The sequence below is a fragment of the Bradyrhizobium sp. CSA112 genome, assembly GCF_029051645.1.
In the GTDB taxonomy this organism is placed as follows: Bacteria; Pseudomonadota; Alphaproteobacteria; order Rhizobiales; family Xanthobacteraceae; genus Bradyrhizobium.
Map to the genome: position 1 here is coordinate 47,206 of NZ_JAACFS010000029.1, position 18,420 is coordinate 65,625.

An 18,420-nucleotide genomic window follows, 5' to 3' on the forward strand; every position below is an offset into this window, starting at 1 on the left:
TCTTCTCCGCTACCTTTCGATCAGTATCCTGGCGCGCCCGGTGGTTCCGATCCGGTCGCTCAGCCACGTCTCATAGCCCCACAGCCCGACCACTGGTTTGTTTAGGTAGACGAACAGTTCGCCATCCCGCTTGGGCGTCAGCCCTTCGCCCAGGGTCTCCGGCTTATCGGAGACGGCAAAGTCCTTCTGGTCCGGGAGCAGACTGTCGCTCTGCCTTGGCGGAGCACGGTCAAGGAAGTCCTCCTCATTCCCCTTCGAGCCGATCCGCAGAACAATGTTGCCCCATGGGCGGTCAAAGCTTCTACGGAATGGGAACAACAACGTCATGATTGCGGATTTCCACCCGGATAGATGCGATACCGGCTGGCCTCCCATGTAGGAGTCCTCGCCGAAGAATGTCCATTTACCTGACGTCGGATCGGTCTCAACCTCAGGAAGACGTGCGAAAACGATGCGATATCGAACACCCGTCTCCAGAAATACGCCAGTCGACACACAAAGATTACTCGGTTTGTTGACGGCGCCGTCAGAAGTATCGAAGACCAATTCGGCCTGCCGCTTTCCGCCGACACTCTTGAAGCCGTTATGGTCGGCATTGAGGCCCGGAGTTTCGGGGCAGAAGCTCCCAAACGAGTCACGTATCGAGAACAGATAGTGGCTGCCGAAAGCAAGCGCCAAATACAGCATGTCGAGTGCGGACGCGGCAGGCGCAACGTAGAATTTGAACCCTCGCAGGAGGAATTGATAGATCGCCGACTGCCTAAGTTTCCGGACAAGCGCCCCGGGCAAGAAATAGAAAATGAGAAACGCGCTTAGAACGAAGCGGACCGGCTCCGCCGTATAGGCGAGCAGAAGGTCGTTCCAAGTCCCGGGCAGCATCAACCAGCCGAGGCCGGGTATGCTGCTAAGCATCGGATAGAACAGCACATAAGCAATGGCACCGACAAACAGGATGCTCTGAAATGGTGAGGCGACCCACGGTGCCTTCGGCTCGGCCGGCGCGTTCGTCGCCGGCAGATACTCACTCCACAACAGCCTCATCCGATCATTGATCGAGCGCCCGAGACGGACGCCGATCCAGATCAGGAAGGCTACGAGACCTGCCCAGATCAGGAACCATGCCGGGTCCCGCGCATAAGCGTCGATCCAGCGGGAGGCGAGTCCCGGAAGGACCGAGCTGACCAGACGAATGGTGTCGGAGACCATCCGCAGCGGAGTCCGAAGTTCCTGAAAGGCGTAGCTGTCCCTCAGGAGCGGATAGAGCAGAAGATAACCCGTCACGAAAACAGTCAGGAAATAGATCATCCGCTTTCGCCAGACAATGTCCCAGATCGCTTCTTGGGCGGCATGTCGGGCGCTGGCCTGCTCGCCTTCCGCGATCGCTTTGGAATTGGGCTCGATGGTGGAGATGACGTTGGAGACCGCCGGCCCCGCTGCCGAGTAGGTCACCGCGGCATCGGTTGACTGGACGACCTCGTAGTCCTTTGGAAATCCGACCGGCGCATAGAAATGGGCGCCCATCCTTATTCGGCCAAAAACCGCGTCATGGATCTTGGGCAGGCGCCGTGGGTGAGGTTTGCCATCCTTGTCGAGCGTGACCGGCATCACCTCGTAAAAGTCGGCGATCTTTCGTGGGCTGTATCGGTAGTAGCCACCAAGGCCGCTTCTCGAATCGTAAAGCCGTCCATCCTTGTCCTTTGCCGAATCCGTGCTCAGCAACGCGTCGGGTTCATCGTCCGGCATATCCTTGAAGACAAGACCGGCTTCTTTCGCCTCCGCCATCATCCAGGCAAGCGAGACATTGGCGAGCGAGTCGTCGGGGTATCCACCGCCGACATTCGAGTGCACGCCGGCAAACCACACCTGCATCAGCTGCTCGTCGCTGGTCGAGCGGCTCGCACCGCTCGGCTTGGTGTTTGCTTCATTCTCATTCCAGAGAACCGGATGAAAAGTTGCGCGTTCGTCGTCGATTGCAAGCGCATGCCGCGCCTTCACGATCTTCGTGTTAAATTCCTGGTTCGGTAGTTCGAGCGGCCAGATCCATTCACTGACGCCGCGCGTCATCTCGTCAATCGGCAAGCCGTAGGCGGCAACTGTGTCCCATACGCCCACGAACTCAATACTGTCGATCGGCCGCTCGCACGACACGTAGAACAGCTTGTCGAGCCAGAAGCGCGCGAGCCGAAACGGATATTGCAAATTCCAGACTGGATACTTGTCGTGCCGGTAGGCGCGATAGGCCGCGCGTGCTTTCTTATCGAGTTCGGTTTCATTGGCGAACTTGACAAGCCCCTGGTTCAGGACAAGACCGACGATGATGCGGATGGTGAAAGCGCCGCGGCTAAATCCGAAGGCGTAGATCTTGTCACCAGGCTGGTAGTTGCGGCACAGGAATTTATAGAGGTTCAGCACGTTGCGTTTCAGGCCGTAGCCGAACGCACCGCCCAGGATGGCGAGCGGCTTGAAGGACGATGTCCCGACGCCATCGTCGTAGATCGCGATTTGGTTCGGACCTTTCAGCTCCAGCGCCTGAAACACCCGCCATACATTGGTGCGCCATACCTTACCTGCGGAGTTCCCAGTGCCATCCGAAAGCAGAATAATCTTTTTGGCCATCGGCTCCTCCAAACGAAACGGCTACAATTGACAGTTCAGTCGGGCGCAAAGCGCCAGCTCAAATCGACTTGCCTAAGAAAAACGACAGCGCGTTCAGCCCGCCTAGTAGGGCAACCTGACCGATCGCGGCGGTGACGGATGCGATCTTGATGGCGGTGAGGGTACTCAGCAGGCGGAAAGATTCCGCAGTGAGGGGAACAAAAGACTTGAAAATGGCTGCGATAGTGCAGTCTTCCAAGATGTCGGTGGCCATGTAGCTTACTGGCAAGATCCACCAGATCCAAATCGGGAGGCCCGAGAGCAATGCCAGTCGCTCCGCCAATGCGAGCGAGGCAAATCCGAGAAAAAGCGCAAGGCAAATGAGGAAAAGTATGTCGAGCGGAAACAGGACGGGAACGACATATCCGCGGATAGCTTCGGTCTGCGTTTTGTCAGTGAGCCACCGACGAAGGGAGGCCTCGCTGAGCACCGCGCTTTGCGAGGGAATGTACTTCAAACGCTCCAGAAAGCGTGCCTCAACATCTTTGCCGTATCGCGGCGCGACAATAAACTTGAGCGCGAGCGTTAGTACGAGTGTCAGTACAAACAGAACGATGATCTTCGCCATGAAAATTCCTGGCTCAACAGTCTTGATCAGAAATATTTCGGCTTGTTGCGCAGCTGCTTGGCTTCGCTTCTTCGGCGCGCTTTAGCACATGCGTATCGGGCCCCAATGGTGCTGATGTTTGCACACTGTCAGGTTGTTTGACTATACCAATGCGCGCCGTTGCCTAAACTTTCTGTGGGCATTTTCTCTGGATTAGGTTGCGCGGGTTCGGTGTCGCTCATCGGCTTGCACTGCAAGGGCCTCGGCGATCTTTTTAGTCCAGGCTTCGCCCTGGTCCCTGGCGCCGGGGGAGCGCGCGGACAACCGGTCACCGGCAGTGTCGGCGGGGATACCCCGGTCGATCTGTATCAAACGCGGTATCGAACGCTAGACGCTGGGGGTGTGGCTGGAGCGAGTTCATCTTTCCGGTGAGACTGCTCGTGAGAAGGTCTTTGATATCCATGTAATGTGTTGAAAATACTTATGATTATACTATTTTAGCAGTTTTAGTATAACTTCCTTGCTCTCGGACCCGAACAGTTATACTATTTATGCGAAAATAGTATAACCGAGGTTTCCCATGGTGCAGAGCCAACGTCTCGATATCACCTACCAGACGCTGTATTCCGAACTGGTCCAGCGCAGTCTCGGCGAGAGCTTCATTTCGGAATTCTCCGCGAACGGCAGATTCGTGGCCGTGGAGGTCAAGGGCAAGAAGTATTGGTACTTCGACACGCCCAAGCCTGAGGGCGGCGCCCAGGATCGCCGCTACGTCGGTCCCGTTGACGATCCTGAAATCACCAAAAGGGTCGAGGCGTTCAAGGATCTGAAGGCCGACCTGAAAGGACGCCGCCGTCTCGTTTCCACACTGACGCGCGAGGCCTATCTGCCGCGCCCGCTGGCGATGACTGGTCAGGTCGTGGAAGGACTGGCGAAGGCCGGCTTCTTCCGTATGAGGGGAGTGCTCGTCGGCACCGTTGCCTACCAATGTTACTCCGCCGTGCTCGGTACACGCCTTGATGCGGTCGCCATGCAGACCGGCGATGCCGACTTTGCCCAATTCCACGAAATCTCGGTGGCCATCAAGGATTCCATGCCACCCATCCTGGAGGTGCTTCGACAGGTCGATCCGACCTTTCGCGAGATTCCGAGCCAGGTTGACGGCAGGGTCTCCACCCAGTTCGTCTCGAGGGACAAGTTCAAGGTGGAATTCCTGACGCCCAATCAGTGGTCCGACGACCAGGCAGGCAAGCCCGTCCCGATGCCGGCGTTGGGCGGCGCGGCGGCACTCCCGCTACGATTCCTCGACTATCTGATCTACGAGCCCATCCGCGCGGTGCTGCTGCACGGTGCAGGCGTGGCAGTTCTCATCCCATCACCGGAGCGCTACGCCATCCACAAACTCATTGTGGGATCCCGCCGGAAGGAGGATCGCGACGCGACCGCAAAGAGTACGAAGGATCGGCTTCAGGCCCGGTCAATGATCGAAGCGATGATCGCGAACCGGCAGCATGCCGATCTTGCCTCGAGCTTTACAGAGGCCTGGGACCGCGGCGATCATTGGAGATCGGCGATCCGCACCAGCATCGCGACCTATGACGACGACTTCCGGAATTCGTTCCGGACCGAGCTGGCCAGGGGCGTAACCGAACTCGGCTCCAATCCTGCCGATTACGATCTTGCAGATAAGCCAACCGATGCTTCTACGCTCCGCCCAAAATGACGGGCGGATTACGGCTCTGCGTACCGGTCCGAGCTGCCATCGCTAGATCGACTGAATGGCCTCAAATCCAGGATTGCCGAATAGAATCGGAGGATCGCCGGGTCGTGGAGAACGCCGAGCCGGGATGTCCCGATCGGATTTCCTTAGCAGTCTATCGTCCGCCAGATGGATGCTGGAAGCGTAATCCAACGTCGTCGCACTGCTCACATTCTATTGAGGTGTTTCCTGACATGCGCTGACATTGGAGCGTGCGTGATCTCTTCAGTTCGCATTTGATCAACGCGGATTTCGTTGCGAGCTACGATTTTTATTTCGATTGAATGTGCATCGTTCTCGTCCTTTTCATCGCGACGTTCACGCCGCGTTGTGAATGGGGCAGAGAATGTTTCCGGCAAAAATCTACGTAGGACAGATTGCCGTTGTCTTCGGCATCGTCGTCACCTCGACGTGGGGCGCGACACAATGGACGGCCAGCGCGCTCGGCTATCAGGACGGCCTTGGCTCGCCCTGGTTCACGCTGTCGGGCTATCCAGTCTATCTGCCATGGCGGCTGTTCGAGTGGTGGTATGCCTACGAGGCGTACGCGCCCGAGCTCTTCGAGCGCGCCGGCGCCATGTCTGCCGGTGGGGGAATTGCGGGTGCGCTGTTTGCGGTCATCAACTCCGTTTGGCGCGCCCGGCAAAATCAGTTGGTCACGACCTACGGCTCGGCGCGTTGGGCGACACATAGGGAGATCGCTGACGCCGGCCTGTTCCGGGCCAAGGGCGTTTTCCTTGGCCGCATCGAAGACGACTATCTCCGCCATGACGGTTCAGAACATGTGATGTGCTTTGCGCCGACACGCTCGGGCAAGGGCGTCGGTCTGGTGCTGCCGACCTTGCTCTCCTGGACCTCGTCGGCCGTGGTTCATGACATCAAGGGCGAAAACTGGCACCTCACGGCCGGCTGGCGGTCTCGTTTCTCGCATTGCTTGTTGTTCGATCCGACCGACACCAGGAGTGCCCGGTACAATCCGCTGCTTGAGGTGCGGAAGGGCGCCGCGGAAGTCCGGGACGTTCAGAACATCGCCGACATTCTGGTTGATCCGGAAGGCGCGCTTGAACGCCGCACCCATTGGGAAAAGACCAGCCATGCGCTGCTCGTCGGCGTGATCCTTCACGTCCTCTACGCCGAGGAGAACAAGACTCTCACCCGCGTCACCGAAATCCTCGCCGATCCCGCGCAATCGTTCGAAAAGACGCTGCGGATCATGATGGCGACCAACCATCTTGGCACGGCGGACGCACCGAAGGTTCACCCCGTGGTCGCGGCAACGGCGCGCGAACTGCTCAACAAGTCCGACAACGAACGCTCCGGCGTGCTGTCGACCGCGGTGAGTTTCCTCGGCCTCTACCGGGATCCGACCATCGGCCGCAATACCGAGGCCTGTGACTGGCGGATTGCCGACCTCGTTGCCGCCGACAGGCCGGTCACGCTCTATCTCGTGGTGCCGCCCTCCGACATCAGCCGGACCAAGCCCTTGATCAGGCTGATCCTCAATCAGATCGGCCGCCGCCTTACCGAAACGTTGAACACAAATGACGGAGCGCCGAGGCAGCGGCAACTCCTGATGATGTTAGACGAGTTCCCGGCGCTGGGACGGCTTGATTTCTTCGAGAGCGCGCTGGCGTTCATGGCGGGCTATGGCATCCGCGCCTACCTGATCGCGCAGTCGCTCAATCAGATCGCCAAGGCCTATGGCGAGAACAACGCCATCCTCGACAATTGCCACGTGCGGATTGCCTTTGCCGCCAATGATGAGCGTACAGCCAAACGCATCTCGGATGCACTCGGCACCGCCACGGAACTGCGGGCGCAACGCAACTATGCCGGCCATCGGCTCGCGCCTTGGCTCGGGCACGTCATGGTCAGCCGGCAGGAGACGGCGCGTCCGCTGCTGACGCCGGGCGAAGTGATGCAACTACCCCAGAGCGAGGCCATTGTTCTGGTGTCGGGCCTCGCACCTGTCCGCGCCAAAAAGCTCCGGCATTATGAGGACGCAAACTTCACCGGGCGGCTGCTCCCGACGCCACGGCTTGATAGCGGCCTGTACGCTGATCGCCCACCCTCGAGAGCTCATGATTGGCAGGACCAGCTCAGGCAGGTCGATCTCCGGCTCGCGACGCTTCCGTTTCGCGATCTGATGCAGGACGCCGAGGAGGATGGCGGACTCAAGCAGCAACTGCCTCTGTTCGACGAACCTGCGCATGGCGCCGGCGAGATTTCTTCAGGCGAGGAACGTCTTTTTGACGACGATTCCGACGCGGCCTCCGATCGCAGCCAGATGCAGCGCGCAGCCAGTGGGCCGGCGACGGTTCGCCGCGCCCATGCAGTGACGCGCGACGACGACGATCTGCTTCCAGCTTTCTGAAGGACCAAGCCATGAAACCGAAACTGTCTGCCTATGTCTCTGATCATGTCGCCAAGCGTCTTGCGCAGGCAGCCAGCCGGCCAGGAACCAACAAGTCGGCAATTGTTGACGCAGCGCTCGACCGCTTTCTCAATCCGGAGCGCGATCAGAGCGGCGATGCAGCCCTGGTGCGGCGCCTCGATCGTATAAGCCGGCAGCTTGACCGGATGGATCGCGATCTTTCGATCACGGCGGAAACCGTTGCGCTATTTGTCCGCTACTACCTCACTATCACACCGCCATTGCCATCGGGTGACCAGAACGCCGCGCGGGCCTTAGGGCGCGAACGCTTTGAGATGTTCGTGGCCCAGATCGGCAAACGCGTCGCCTCGGGCGGACGGCTCGTCGCTGATGTGATGGAGCGCGTCAGTTCGTCCAATCCGGATCTGTTCCTCCGGAATGTCGAGGAGGGAGCACCGTTGGGCCAGCCGACGGCAGGAGACCAAACCGACCCCCGTGCAACTGAAGCAACGGGTGAGCCGCCGGAGCATCCTCCGGAAGGACGAGAGGAGGTCGGCTATGTCTGATCTCCTCTCGCCCGAGACCCGTGAACGCCGCCGCAACATGCTGCGTACCGCAATGGGCCCGGCCATCGCAGTAGCGCTTGATGAGCCGGACGTTGTTGAAGTTCTGGTCAATCCCGACGGCCGGCTCTGGCTCGACCGCCATGGTTCCGGACGTGCCGACACCGGCGTGGTCCTGACGCCGCACGAGGCGGAGCGGATAATCCGTCTCGTTGCAAGCCACGTCCGCGCCGAGGCCAGCGGATCGTCTCCGATCGTCTCTGCCGAACTGCCCGAAACCGGCGAGCGCTTCGAGGGGCTGTTGCCACCGGTGGCGCTCGTGGCCTGCTTTGCCATCCGCAAGCCCGCAACAACCACGTTCCACTTGTCAGACTATGTCAGAGCGCAGATTGCCTCGCCGGCGATGGCAAAAATCCTCACCGAGGCTGTCGCAGAAGGGCGCAACATCCTGGTCGCTGGCGGGACCGGTTCGGGCAAGACCACGCTTGCCAATGCGCTCCTGGCCGAGGTCGCAAGTCTCGACCAGCGCGTGGTCATCATCGAGGATACCCGCGAACTTCGATGCGACGCCAAGGATGCGGTCGCGCTGAGGACCAAACCCGGCGTCGCAACGCTTGCCGATCTCGTGCGGTCAACCCTTAGGCTGCGCCCCGACCGGATTGTGGTCGGAGAGGTTCGGGGAGGGGAAGCCCTCGACATGCTGAAAGCCTGGAACACCGGCCATCCCGGTGGAATAGCAACCGTGCACGCCAACTCCGCGCGTGCGGCGCTCTATCGGATCGAGCAACTGATCCAGGAAGCGGTAACAACCGTTCCCCGCCGGCTGATCGCAGAAGCGATCGATCTCGTCGTCTTCATCAAGGGACGGGGCCCCGGACGCCGCATCGAGACAATTGTTGAGGTCAAAGGCCTCGATCTTTCAGGCGACTACGTCCTGGAGATACCGCCCGGCCTGCCGACCCCCGCCAATCATCCCTGATCAGGACCTGGAGAGAGTTCATGACGTTCAGACTGCAAGTATTAGCCACAGGTGGTTGCCTTGCACGGCTTCGCTATGTTGCCGAGCCCATCATCGTCGACATAGGCGCCGGCGCCATTGTCACCTTGCTAACGACGTCGGCCGCTTGGGCGGCGGGCTCCGGCATGCCGTGGGAAGCGCCGCTCGAGCGCATTCTGGAATCGGTGCAGGGGCCGGTCGCAAAGATCGTAGCTGTCATCATCATCACGGTGACGGGGATCTCGCTCGCCTTTGGCGATACGTCCGGCGGCTTCCGAAAGATGGTCCAGGTCGTGTTCGGCCTGTCCATCGCCTTTGCGGCCAGCTCGTTTTTTCTGTCGTTTTTCTCGTTCGGCGGCGGAGCGCTGATCTGATGCGGCGCGACGGCTTTGAACTCGTTCTTCACCGCTCGCTGACCGAGCCAATCCTGATTGGGGGCGCCCCGCGCGCTGCCGCGATCCTGCTTGGCACGGTTTCGGCGGCGCTCGCGCTCGGCTTAAGGCTCTGGCTCGCGGGGCTCGTGCTCTGGATCGTAGGGCACGGCGTCGCCGTCTGGCTTGCCAAGCGCGATCCGGCCTTTGTCGAAGTCGCGGTCCGCCACACCAAACACAAGGGATGGCTCGCATGCTGAATTTGCGCGAATTCCGCTCTCACGCACATCGGCTGGCCGACTGGCTGCCCTGGGCTTGTCTGATTGCGCCCGGAATTGTCCTGAACAAGGACGGCAGTTTCCAGCGCACGGTTCGTTACCGTGGTCCAGATCTCGACAGCGCAACCGAAGCGGAACTGATGAGCGCCGCATCCCGCGTCAACAATGTCCTGAAGAGATTCGGGTCAGGCTGGGCGCTGTTCTTCGATGCCACCCGCATACCGGCCCCGGAATACCCGCGGTCGCAATTTCCCGATGCGGTGTCCTGGCTGGTCGACGAGGAGCGACGCGCGTCCTTTGAGGGAACGGTTGACACGGCATGGGATGACCCTTCGCGTCAGGGGGGCCAACATTTTGAGAGCATCTCGCATCTCACACTCATGTATCTGCCGCCGGTCGAGCGAGTCTCAAGGCTGGAAGGCCTATTTCTGGAAAATCCGGGCCATGAAACGGCCGGCTCGAACCCGCTGTCTCGCTTATTTCGGCGACAGCACGCCGTTCGCCCGCAGCACGTGGCCGACCGCACCACGCCGCGACACGATAACACGAGCGACCGTCAACCGCCGCAACGCGCAGCGCGGCCGGGCGCATACCAGGAGCATCTCCAGCGCTTCATTCAGGAAACCGATCGTGCCGTCGATCTGCTCTCGTCCGTTCTGCCGGAAATCGCCCCGCTCGACGACAAGGACACGCTGACCTATCTGCACACTTGCGTCTCGACGAAGCGGCATCCCGTCAGTGTTCCCGAGATTCCGGCCTATCTGGACGCATTCTTAAGCGATGAGCCGCTGACCGGCGGTCTCGCGCCAGCGATCGGCCGCAGCCACCTTCGTATGGTGACCGTACTGGGCTTTCCGGCCGTTACGTTTCCGGGGGTGCTCGATGATTTGAACCGGCTCGGCGTCGCCTATCGATGGGCCACGCGCTTCTTACCGCTCGATCGGACGCAAGCCCAAGCAGCACTTTCCCGCTATCGGCGGCAATGGTTCGCTAAGCGCAAATCCCTGGGCGTTATCCTGAAGGAGGTGATGTTCAACGAGCAGGCAGCCTTGCTCGACACGGATGCGGATAACAAGGCGGTGGACGCGGATGCGGCGCTCCAGGAACTCGGCGATGACCTCGTGGCGTTCGGCTACATCACGACGTCAGTCACGGTTCACGATGAGGATTCCCACGCCGCCGACGAAAAGATTCGCGCGGTGGAACGGGCCATCAACAGCCGCGGCTTCACCACGATCCGGGAGAACGTCAACGCGGTGGAAGCCTGGCTCGGCAGCCTGCCGGGACAGGTCTACGCGAACCTGCGTCAGCCGATCGTCCATACCCTCAACCTCGCCCATATGTGTCCTTTGTCTGCCGTATGGGCAGGCGAGGCGCGCTGCGAACATCTGGATGGACCGCCGCTTCTCTTGGCCAAGACCAAGGGCGCGACGCCGTTTCGCCTGACGCTGCATGTCGGCGATGTCGGTCACAGCCTGATCGTCGGACCAACGGGCGCCGGCAAATCTGTCCTTCTGTTGGTACTGGCTCTTCAATTCCGCCGCTATCAAGGATCCCAGCTTGTGATCTTCGACAAGGGCCGTTCGGCCCGCGCGGCAACGCTTGCACTCGGCGGCGCCTGGTATGAGTTGGGGGTGAAGGGCGGACTTGCGTTCCAGCCACTCCGGGATGTCGACGATGAGGGAGCGCGGCTCTGGGCGCTTGACTGGTTGTGCGGCGTTCTTGCCCATGAACGAGTCCTCATCACGCCCGAGGTCAAGGAGACGATCTGGTCGGCCTTGAAGAGCCTTGGCTCGGCACCGGTCGCGGAACGCACCATGACCGGTCTTGTGGCCTTGCTGGCGCGCGACGCGCTGCGTCAGGCGCTGACGCCCTACACGCTGGAAGGCCCTTACGGACGCTTTCTTGACGCTGACGCGGACAGGCTCTCCAGCGCCGATGTGCTGACGTTCGAGATGGAAGAACTGATGGCGCTGCCGGGACTGGTGGCGCCCGTGCTAACCTACCTGTTTCACGCGCTCGAGGCGCGATTTGACGGCCGTCCAAGGCTTCTGGTTCTGGATGAGGCCTGGTTGTTTTTGGACGATCCGTTGTTCGCCCATCGCATCCGCGAATGGCTGAAGACGCTCCGCAAGAAGAACGTCGCAGTGGTTTTCGCGACCCAGTCACTCAGTGATATTGCCGACAGCCAGATCGCGCCGGCGATCATTGAGTCCTGCCCAACCCGGATATTCCTGCCAAACCCCCGGGCGCTTGAGCCTGCCCAGTCGGAAACCTACCGCCGTTTCGGTCTTAACGACACGCAAGTGCGCCTGATCGCGGAAGCCTTTCCGAAGCGCGACTATTACCTGCAATCGCGCGCCGGCAACCGCCTGTTCGAGCTTGGTCTCGGTCCAATTGCGCTTGTCTTCGCGGCGGCTTCATCGCCCGAGGATCAGCGCCTGATTGAGGCACTACTCGCCAAATTCGGCCCCAGCCAGTTCGCGGAACGCTACCTCGCCGCCCGAGATCTTGAGTGGGCCGCCAATCTGATCAGCACCTTCGAACACGTCAGGGACGCGTGATTCCACGCGCGTTGCCTGCAATCCTTTCCTCTAATCCGGAGTCCATCTGATGCTGGAAAAGCTGTTCGGCAAAACCGTTCCACGAAAAATACCGACCAGTGTCGTCGCAATCGGACTGGCACTCGTCGTTGCGGTGAATGGGTCGCGACGACTTGGAGCCCAGATCGTCGTGTTCGATCCGTCGAACTACAGCCAGAATATTCTGACCGCCGCGCGGGCATTGGATCAGATCAACAATCAAATCAAGAGCCTCGAAAACGAGGCGCAGATGCTGATCAACGGCGCCAGGAACCTGACGAGCCTGCCAAGCACCGTCGCTGGCCAACTCACCTCGAAGATTAACGAGATCAACAGCCTGATCGCGCAGGCCAAGGGCATCTCGTTCGACGTCCAGAAAACTCAGGGCGACTTTCAGCGGTTTTATCCTCGCCAATATAGCGCAGCAGTGTCCTCAGACCGGATGGTGCAGGACGCGACAGCCCGCTGGGACAACACCTATCAGGCGCTGAAGCAAACGCTGGTGACCCAGGCGACGATTGCTTCCGCGCTCGATCAGGACGGGCAGACGCTCCGTACCCTGATGGCGAATTCTTCGGGCGCCGTCGGGTCACTGCAGGCCCAGCAGTCCGGCAACGAACTATTGGCGCTTCAGGTCAAGCAGTCGCTGCAGGCTCAGGCGCTGGTCGCGACGCAGGCCCGGGCTGAGGCCTTGCGAGCGGTCGAGCAGCAGGCGTCCGCGGAGGCCGGGCGCGAGCGCTTTACCCGTTTCATCGGGGACGGTCGCGCTTACACCGGCGGACGCTAGAGGAGGGGGACCATGGCTGATCTCGCGGTCATCGACCGTTTTACCGAAACATTCTCGCGCTACATCGATTCCGGCTTCGGAATTCTCGGCGGCGACGTTGCGTTTCTGAGCTCAACGCTGGTTGTCATTGATTTGACGCTTGCGGGCCTTGCGTGGAGCCTGCGTGCCGACGATCACATCCTGGTTACGCTTGCCAAGAAGGTGCTCTATGTCGGGGCATTCGCCTTCATCATTGGCAACTTCAAGTCGCTTGCCGGCATCGTCTTCAGCTCGTTCTCAAGCATTGGGCTGAAGGCAAGCGGCGGTTCGCTGAGCGCGGCGGATCTGATGCGGCCGGGCTTCGTGGCCTCGACGGGGTTCACCGCGGCACATCCGCTGCTCGAGGAAACCGGCCAGTTCTCGGGCTTCGACATACTGACCAACCTGCCCACGATTCTGATCCTGCTGTTTTGCTGGATCGTGATCGTGCTCGCGTTCTTCATCCTCTCGGTCCAACTGTTCGTTACCTTGATCGAGTTCAAGCTGACGACGCTTGCGAGTTTTATTCTGGTACCGTTCGCCCTCTGGGGCAAAACGTCTTTTCTCGCCGAAAAGACGCTCGGCAACGTGGTCGCATCCGGTGTCAAGGTGATGGTGCTTGCGATCATCATCGGCATCGGATCGACCATCTTCGGTGAACTCGCCACGACGCTGACCCGACCGGTCGATATTGTTTCCGCCATGAGCCTGCTGCTTGCCGCGCTCTCCTTGTTTGGGCTCGGTATCTTTGGCCCAGGAATCGCGGCCGGTCTGGTGTCGGGCGCGCCCCAACTTGGCGCCGGTGCTGCCGCGGGCACAGTTGCGGGCGCCGCGGCGGTCGCGATCGGCGGTGGTGCGATGGCGCTCGGCGGCTTGCGAATGGCGGCAGGGTCGGTAGGAACGCTCCGTTCAGCCGCTTCCCTTTCCGGTACACCGACGAGCGGGCCTACCCCTGCGGCAGATGCGGCCGGCGCTCGCCAGAGTTCTCAGCCGGCGGAAGCCGGCAGGCTTGGCGGTGAGGGCTCCGCTTCATCCAGCGGCAGACCGTCGGGTCTGGCCGGCCAGTTCCGTCCGGGACAGCAGATCAAGGATGCGGCGCGCGTCGCCAGCCATACCCTGAAGGAAGGTGACAAAGGTGGACACTCTTCCGGTCCCAAGCTGGGAGAGGACTAAAGCTATGGCGACTCATCCCTTCCACCGCCCGTCGGTCCGCTATGGCAATACGCCCGAGCCGGTCACGCCCTATCAGAAGGCGCAACAGGTCTGGGACGAACGGCTGGGCTCGGCCCGCGTTCAGGCCAGCAACTGGCGGCTAGCCGCTCTGGCCGCTATTGCACTTTCAACGGTGTTGGGTCTCACGTTTTCGACGGTGATTGGCCGGTCCGGCGTCGTGCCATATGTCGTCGAGGTTGATCGCCTCGGTGAAGTGCGCGCTGTCGGTCCTGCATTTGAAACCTATCAGCCCACCGATGCCCAGATCGCGCACTTCCTCGCGCGCTTCGTCGAAAACGTCCGCTCGCTATCGATTGACCCGGTCATCGTGCGAACGAACTGGCTTCGAGCGTATGACTTTGTCACCGATCGCGGGGCGCAGGCTCTTAACGAGTATGCGCGAGAAGCCGACCCCTTCACCAAGATCGGCGCAAAAACCGCAACCGCCGACGTGATCTCGGTCGTCCGTGCATCCGGCGACAGTTTCGAGATTCGCTGGAAGGAGAGCACCTACGAGAACGGCGCGGTCGCAAAGACTGAGCGCTTCACCGGCGTCGTGACAGTCATCCTGAAACCTCCAACCAGTGCCGAGACGTTGCGGAAAAACCCGCTCGGTCTCTACGTTCATTCCCTCAACTGGTCGCGCGACTTGATCGGAGACGCAAAATGATGTCTTTTGCCATGAAGAGCCGCGCGTCTGTGAGCACCCTTGTGCTGGCGCTCGCACTTGGGGGCTGCGCCACGAAATTGAATCTCGAGGCGCCGTACGACGAGTTGAGCTTTGAGAAGGCTCTTCCGGAGACCGATCCGCCTAAGCCGGTCCAGGTTGTCGAGGTACCCAAGGTGTTGCCTCTGCCTGGCCAACTCAAGCCTTGGCCAACCAAAGGTGCGAAAGGCGAGAAGGTGCCGCCGGAACAGGCCATTGCCACTGCCAACAAGGCCGCACGGATCGAGCCGACCCGGGCAGGCTATATCAATGCCATTCAGGTCTATCCCTGGACCGAGGGCGCGCTTTATCGGCTCTACACCAGTCCGGAGAAGGTCTCCACCATCGTGCTGCAGCCAGCCGAAGAGCTGATCGATGTCTCGACTGGCGACACCCTACGCTGGGTCATCGCCGACACCATAAGCGGGCAGGGGGGCACACGGCGGGTCCATATCCTGGTCAAGCCGACGCTGCCAGATATTCAGACCAATCTTGTGGTCCTGACCGACCGGCGCACCTACCACCTCGAACTCGTTTCCACCAAGCAAACCTACATGGCCTCAATCTCCTGGACCTATCCGACCGACAGTCTGGTCGCACTTCACAAGCAAAACCAGGCGGCGCAGGAGACTGAACAACGTGTCGCTGATCGCGGCGTGCGCCTGGACAGCTTGAACTTCCGTTATCGGATCGAGGGGGACGATCCGCCGTGGCGGCCGCTTCGCGCCTTCGACGATGGCCATAAGGTCTTTATTCAGATGCCGTCGGGTCTTTCCCAAGGCGAAGCGCCGCCGCTGTTCATCGCCGGCGCCGATGGCCGACCTAACCTCGTCAATTATCGCGTGCGAGGTTCCTACTACATCGTCGACCGGATGTTCGGCGCCGCCGAGCTTCGCCTCGGCGAGAATCCCCAGCGCACGGTTCGGATCATCCGCACCGATGCGCGCCCGGTCTCTCAGATCTTCAGCACCGGAGGCGCATCGTGACCGAGGATTCCGACAAGGTGCCACCCGAACGGCTGGAATTGCGGGCACGGCCGCGGCCGGTCCGCCGCCTCAATAAGCGCACCCTCATGATTGGCTGCGCGATTGCCGCGTTGCTCATCGCGGCGGCGACGATCATCGCGCTCAGTCCGCCTCGGATGTTCAAACCCACTGAACGAACTGAATTGTACAATACCGACCGCAAACAGACGGCTGACGGGCTCACCAAGCTGCCTAAGTCCTACCAGGACTTGCCGCCAAAACTTGGCCCACCGTCACCCGGCGATGTCGGTCGCGCCTTCGCCGAGAGTGAGAAGAAACTTGGAGCAAGCCCGTCCGAAACGCCGTTCCAGGCTAACCCGGAGCAGGATGTCGAGCGGGCAGAGCGCATCCGCCAGGCCCGTATTGCGCAGCAGGCCAAGGAGTCGGGCCTTCTATTTCGCCTGTCCGACAAGCAGGACCGGCGCAAGCAGCCGGTGGCTGCGGTCACAGTCACTGAGCAGCCTTCGGCATTTCGTCCGGCACCCGCCGATAACACTCCGACGACAGCTGATCTCCTTGCAAAGGCCCCGGGCCTGCACGATCGGTCCAGCGAAATCATTCCATCGTCCCAGGCGCGCAAGCTCGCCTTCGTTGGCGCCAAAGCTGACAAGGAAACGACTAACCCGCACAGCCTCGCGGCCGTGCCGTCGTCCTACGCGATCATGGCGGGGTCGATCATACCGGCGAGCCTGATCACTGGCTTGAATTCCGATCTGCCGGGGTCGACAATCGCGCAAGTGACCGAAAACGTCTACGACACGGTGACAGGCGAGCATCTTCTGATCCCGCAGGGGACGCGGCTTTTTGGCAAATACGACAGCGTCGTTGCCTTTGGCCAGAAGCGTGCGCTGGTGGTCTGGACGCGCCTGATCCTGCCCAACGGCAATTCGATCGTCATCGAGAATCTGCCGGCGAACGATGTGGCGGGCTATGCCGGTCTTGAGGACGAGGTTGATTTCCACACCTGGCAATTGCTCAAGGGAATTGGCCTCGCGACGCTTCTTGGCGTCGGGACCCAGCTCTCGCTTGGCAATGATGAAAGCGATCTGGTCAAGGCGCTGCGCGAAAGCGTTCAGCAGACGACCAATAGAGCAGGCCAGCGGCTCATCGAACGTGAACTCGATGTCCAGCCGACCATCACAGTGCGGCCAGGGTGGCCGTTGCGCGTCATTGTCTCAAAGGATCTGGTGCTGAAGCCGTATCAAGACATTCAGACGACGCCTAAGGCGAAATAGTGCCAATGAAACTTTCGAAACTGCCCGACCGCACCCCGGTCAAGCTCAGCACGACGTTAACGCCGAACCTTGCGGCGCGGCTTCGCGACTACGCCGACTTTTACGCAGAGACCTACGGTACACGGGAGGAGGTGGCCGATCTCGTGCCCTTCATGCTGGAGGCGTTTCTTGATGGGGATGCGGATTTCAGGCGAGCCAGCCGGGCGGCGAAGGAGCCTTCAGGCAGTGTGTCCCCGAAATCCCAACAATCAGGCTGTTAGTGCGACGAATGGCCAGGTCCGCCGAGACGGCAAAGGCTGGTTAGGAAATAGCCTTGCCCGCGTCAGTTAGACGTTCGATGGCGTCCTGCACGAGGCTGGTCGCGCGTTCTAGCCGCTTTTGTAGAATGCTCAACTCGGCGCTACCAGCTTCTTCAAGACGGAGGTTTTCCGAGCTGAGAGTCTCGGCCACCAATTGCTCAATAGACGTAATAGCCCAAATGGCACTTGATGCAAATTCGATCTCTTCACGCCCGTTGAGAACCGGAGAGACATCTCCGGTCGGCGTCATTTTGGTCCCCAGCAAAAAACCATCGGTTAGAGCAAGTTCCACAACTTTTGCAGGAATATCGATCACGGAAAGAACGTCCTTCGTTCCTTCTAGCCTGTATCCGAATCGATATGCCCGCCCGCCAGCCCCATTCCCTCCAGGCTCAGTTCGCTCGACAAAGGGCTCGATAGCCGGAATTCCTCGACCAGACATCTGCCGAAATCCATAACTCGGGATGCAACATGCGCAATACCTAGTATACTAGGTGGAGTAAGCGCAACTGATGATGCCGTCTTGCCGCATGAAATTGCGGCGGACGGTAGCTCGAAATCTTAGGAGGCTTCGGCAGCAGAGCGGCCTCACACAGGAGGAACTCGCGGATCGCGCCAATCTCAATCGAAACTATGTTGGGATGATAGAGCGCGAAGAAAACTCGCCGACGGTCGACGCTCTGGAACAGTTGTCAGTTGCTTTGAATGTCAGTCCCATTTCGTTTTTTAAAATCGATTAGGCGTAGCATGTATCGCCGAACAGGGGACAAAGCCTTCGGAGTTGGCAGGTCGTCAAACCCACCTCGTCACAATGGGTCATCTTGGAGCGAAAGCTCGCTTTTAGAGCACCATTGAAGTGCTTGGGTGCAACGAGACCAAGATCTGAGCGTCCTGTGAAACGATTATTTCAGTTGGGGCGGCGTTAAAGAAACCGGTCTTGTTGCTGAGTTTTCCGTGCGTCGCGGTCGAAATTCCAACTACTTCTCCCGGTAACCGTAAGACAACGCCACCC

At 60.2% G+C, this 18,420-nt stretch carries 17 protein-coding genes; 14 read left to right on the forward strand and 3 right to left on the reverse strand.

Annotated features, from left to right (window positions below; all coding sequences use genetic code 11):
- Positions 1-9: 9 nt before the first annotated feature.
- Positions 10-2,616: a DUF2235 domain-containing protein gene (locus GWE18_RS31625; RefSeq protein WP_275189620.1), complete on the reverse strand. Its 2,607-nt coding sequence runs from the start codon at positions 2,614-2,616 to the stop codon at positions 10-12.
- A 58-nt stretch (positions 2,617-2,674) separates the two neighbouring features.
- Positions 2,675-3,223 (reverse strand): hypothetical protein, encoded by a 549-nt coding sequence (locus tag GWE18_RS31630; protein ID WP_275189621.1) that lies wholly within the window; start codon positions 3,221-3,223, stop codon positions 2,675-2,677.
- Positions 3,224-3,782: 559 nt separating this feature from the next.
- Here GWE18_RS31630 and GWE18_RS31635 point away from each other — a divergent pair.
- The 13 genes from GWE18_RS31635 to GWE18_RS31695 all read left to right on the forward strand — a co-directional run bounded on the left by GWE18_RS31635 (position 3,783) and on the right by GWE18_RS31695 (position 17,369).
- On the forward strand, positions 3,783-4,925 hold the full coding sequence (locus GWE18_RS31635; protein WP_275189622.1) for a GSU2403 family nucleotidyltransferase fold protein: 1,143 nt from the start codon (positions 3,783-3,785) through the stop codon (positions 4,923-4,925).
- A gap of 382 nt (positions 4,926-5,307) precedes the next feature.
- Positions 5,308-7,335 carry a conjugal transfer protein TraG gene (locus tag GWE18_RS31640; protein ID WP_275189623.1) on the forward strand — a complete coding sequence of 676 codons (2,028 nt, stop codon included), beginning with the start codon at positions 5,308-5,310 and terminating at the stop codon, positions 7,333-7,335.
- A gap of 11 nt (positions 7,336-7,346) precedes the next feature.
- Positions 7,347-7,901 (forward strand): CopG family transcriptional regulator, encoded by a 555-nt coding sequence (locus tag GWE18_RS31645; RefSeq protein ID WP_275189624.1) that lies wholly within the window; start codon positions 7,347-7,349, stop codon positions 7,899-7,901.
- On the forward strand, positions 7,894-8,877 hold the full coding sequence (gene trbB, locus GWE18_RS31650) for a P-type conjugative transfer ATPase TrbB (RefSeq protein ID WP_275189625.1): 984 nt from the start codon (positions 7,894-7,896) through the stop codon (positions 8,875-8,877). Before GWE18_RS31645 ends, trbB begins: the two co-directional genes overlap by 8 nt.
- Positions 8,878-8,897: 20 nt before the next feature.
- Positions 8,898-9,269 carry a TrbC/VirB2 family protein gene (locus GWE18_RS31655; protein ID WP_275189626.1) on the forward strand — a complete coding sequence of 124 codons (372 nt, stop codon included), beginning with the start codon at positions 8,898-8,900 and terminating at the stop codon, positions 9,267-9,269.
- Positions 9,269-9,526, forward strand: coding sequence for a VirB3 family type IV secretion system protein (locus GWE18_RS31660; RefSeq protein ID WP_275189627.1), 258 nt, complete (start codon positions 9,269-9,271; stop codon positions 9,524-9,526). Before GWE18_RS31655 ends, GWE18_RS31660 begins: the two co-directional genes overlap by 1 nt.
- Positions 9,520-12,108: a conjugal transfer protein TrbE gene (gene trbE / locus GWE18_RS31665; RefSeq protein WP_275189628.1), complete on the forward strand. Its 2,589-nt coding sequence runs from the start codon at positions 9,520-9,522 to the stop codon at positions 12,106-12,108. Before GWE18_RS31660 ends, trbE begins: the two co-directional genes overlap by 7 nt.
- 49 nt (positions 12,109-12,157) lie before the next feature.
- A complete protein-coding gene (trbJ, locus tag GWE18_RS31670; RefSeq protein WP_275189629.1) occupies positions 12,158-12,913 on the forward strand; it encodes a P-type conjugative transfer protein TrbJ in 756 nt (251 codons plus the stop codon).
- Between the two features lie 12 nt (positions 12,914-12,925).
- On the forward strand, positions 12,926-14,104 hold the full coding sequence (gene trbL / locus GWE18_RS31675) for a P-type conjugative transfer protein TrbL (protein ID WP_275189630.1): 1,179 nt from the start codon (positions 12,926-12,928) through the stop codon (positions 14,102-14,104).
- A gap of 4 nt (positions 14,105-14,108) precedes the next feature.
- Positions 14,109-14,813, forward strand: coding sequence for a conjugal transfer protein TrbF (trbF, locus tag GWE18_RS31680; RefSeq protein WP_108519131.1), 705 nt, complete (start codon positions 14,109-14,111; stop codon positions 14,811-14,813).
- A complete protein-coding gene (gene trbG, locus GWE18_RS31685; RefSeq protein ID WP_275189631.1) occupies positions 14,810-15,835 on the forward strand; it encodes a P-type conjugative transfer protein TrbG in 1,026 nt (341 codons plus the stop codon). The genes trbF and trbG overlap by 4 nt, the downstream gene beginning before the upstream one ends.
- Positions 15,832-17,109: a TrbI/VirB10 family protein gene (locus tag GWE18_RS31690; protein ID WP_275189632.1), complete on the forward strand. Its 1,278-nt coding sequence runs from the start codon at positions 15,832-15,834 to the stop codon at positions 17,107-17,109. The genes trbG and GWE18_RS31690 overlap by 4 nt, the downstream gene beginning before the upstream one ends.
- A gap of 5 nt (positions 17,110-17,114) precedes the next feature.
- Positions 17,115-17,369, forward strand: a complete 255-nt coding sequence (locus GWE18_RS31695; RefSeq protein WP_275189633.1) for a DUF2274 domain-containing protein — start codon at positions 17,115-17,117, stop codon at positions 17,367-17,369.
- Positions 17,370-17,409: 40 nt separating this feature from the next.
- Here the strand turns inward: GWE18_RS31695 and GWE18_RS31700 are convergent, their stop codons facing one another.
- Complete coding sequence (locus GWE18_RS31700) at positions 17,410-17,724, reverse strand: hypothetical protein (RefSeq protein WP_275189634.1); 315 nt, start codon at positions 17,722-17,724, stop codon at positions 17,410-17,412.
- Positions 17,725-17,938: 214 nt separating this feature from the next.
- Here GWE18_RS31700 and GWE18_RS31705 point away from each other — a divergent pair, with 214 nt between their 5' ends.
- The gene (locus GWE18_RS31705) at positions 17,939-18,148 is read left to right on the forward strand and encodes a helix-turn-helix transcriptional regulator (RefSeq protein WP_275189659.1); all 210 of its coding nucleotides are present in this window, start codon (positions 17,939-17,941) and stop codon (positions 18,146-18,148) included.
- Positions 18,149-18,420: the final 272 nt, after the last annotated feature.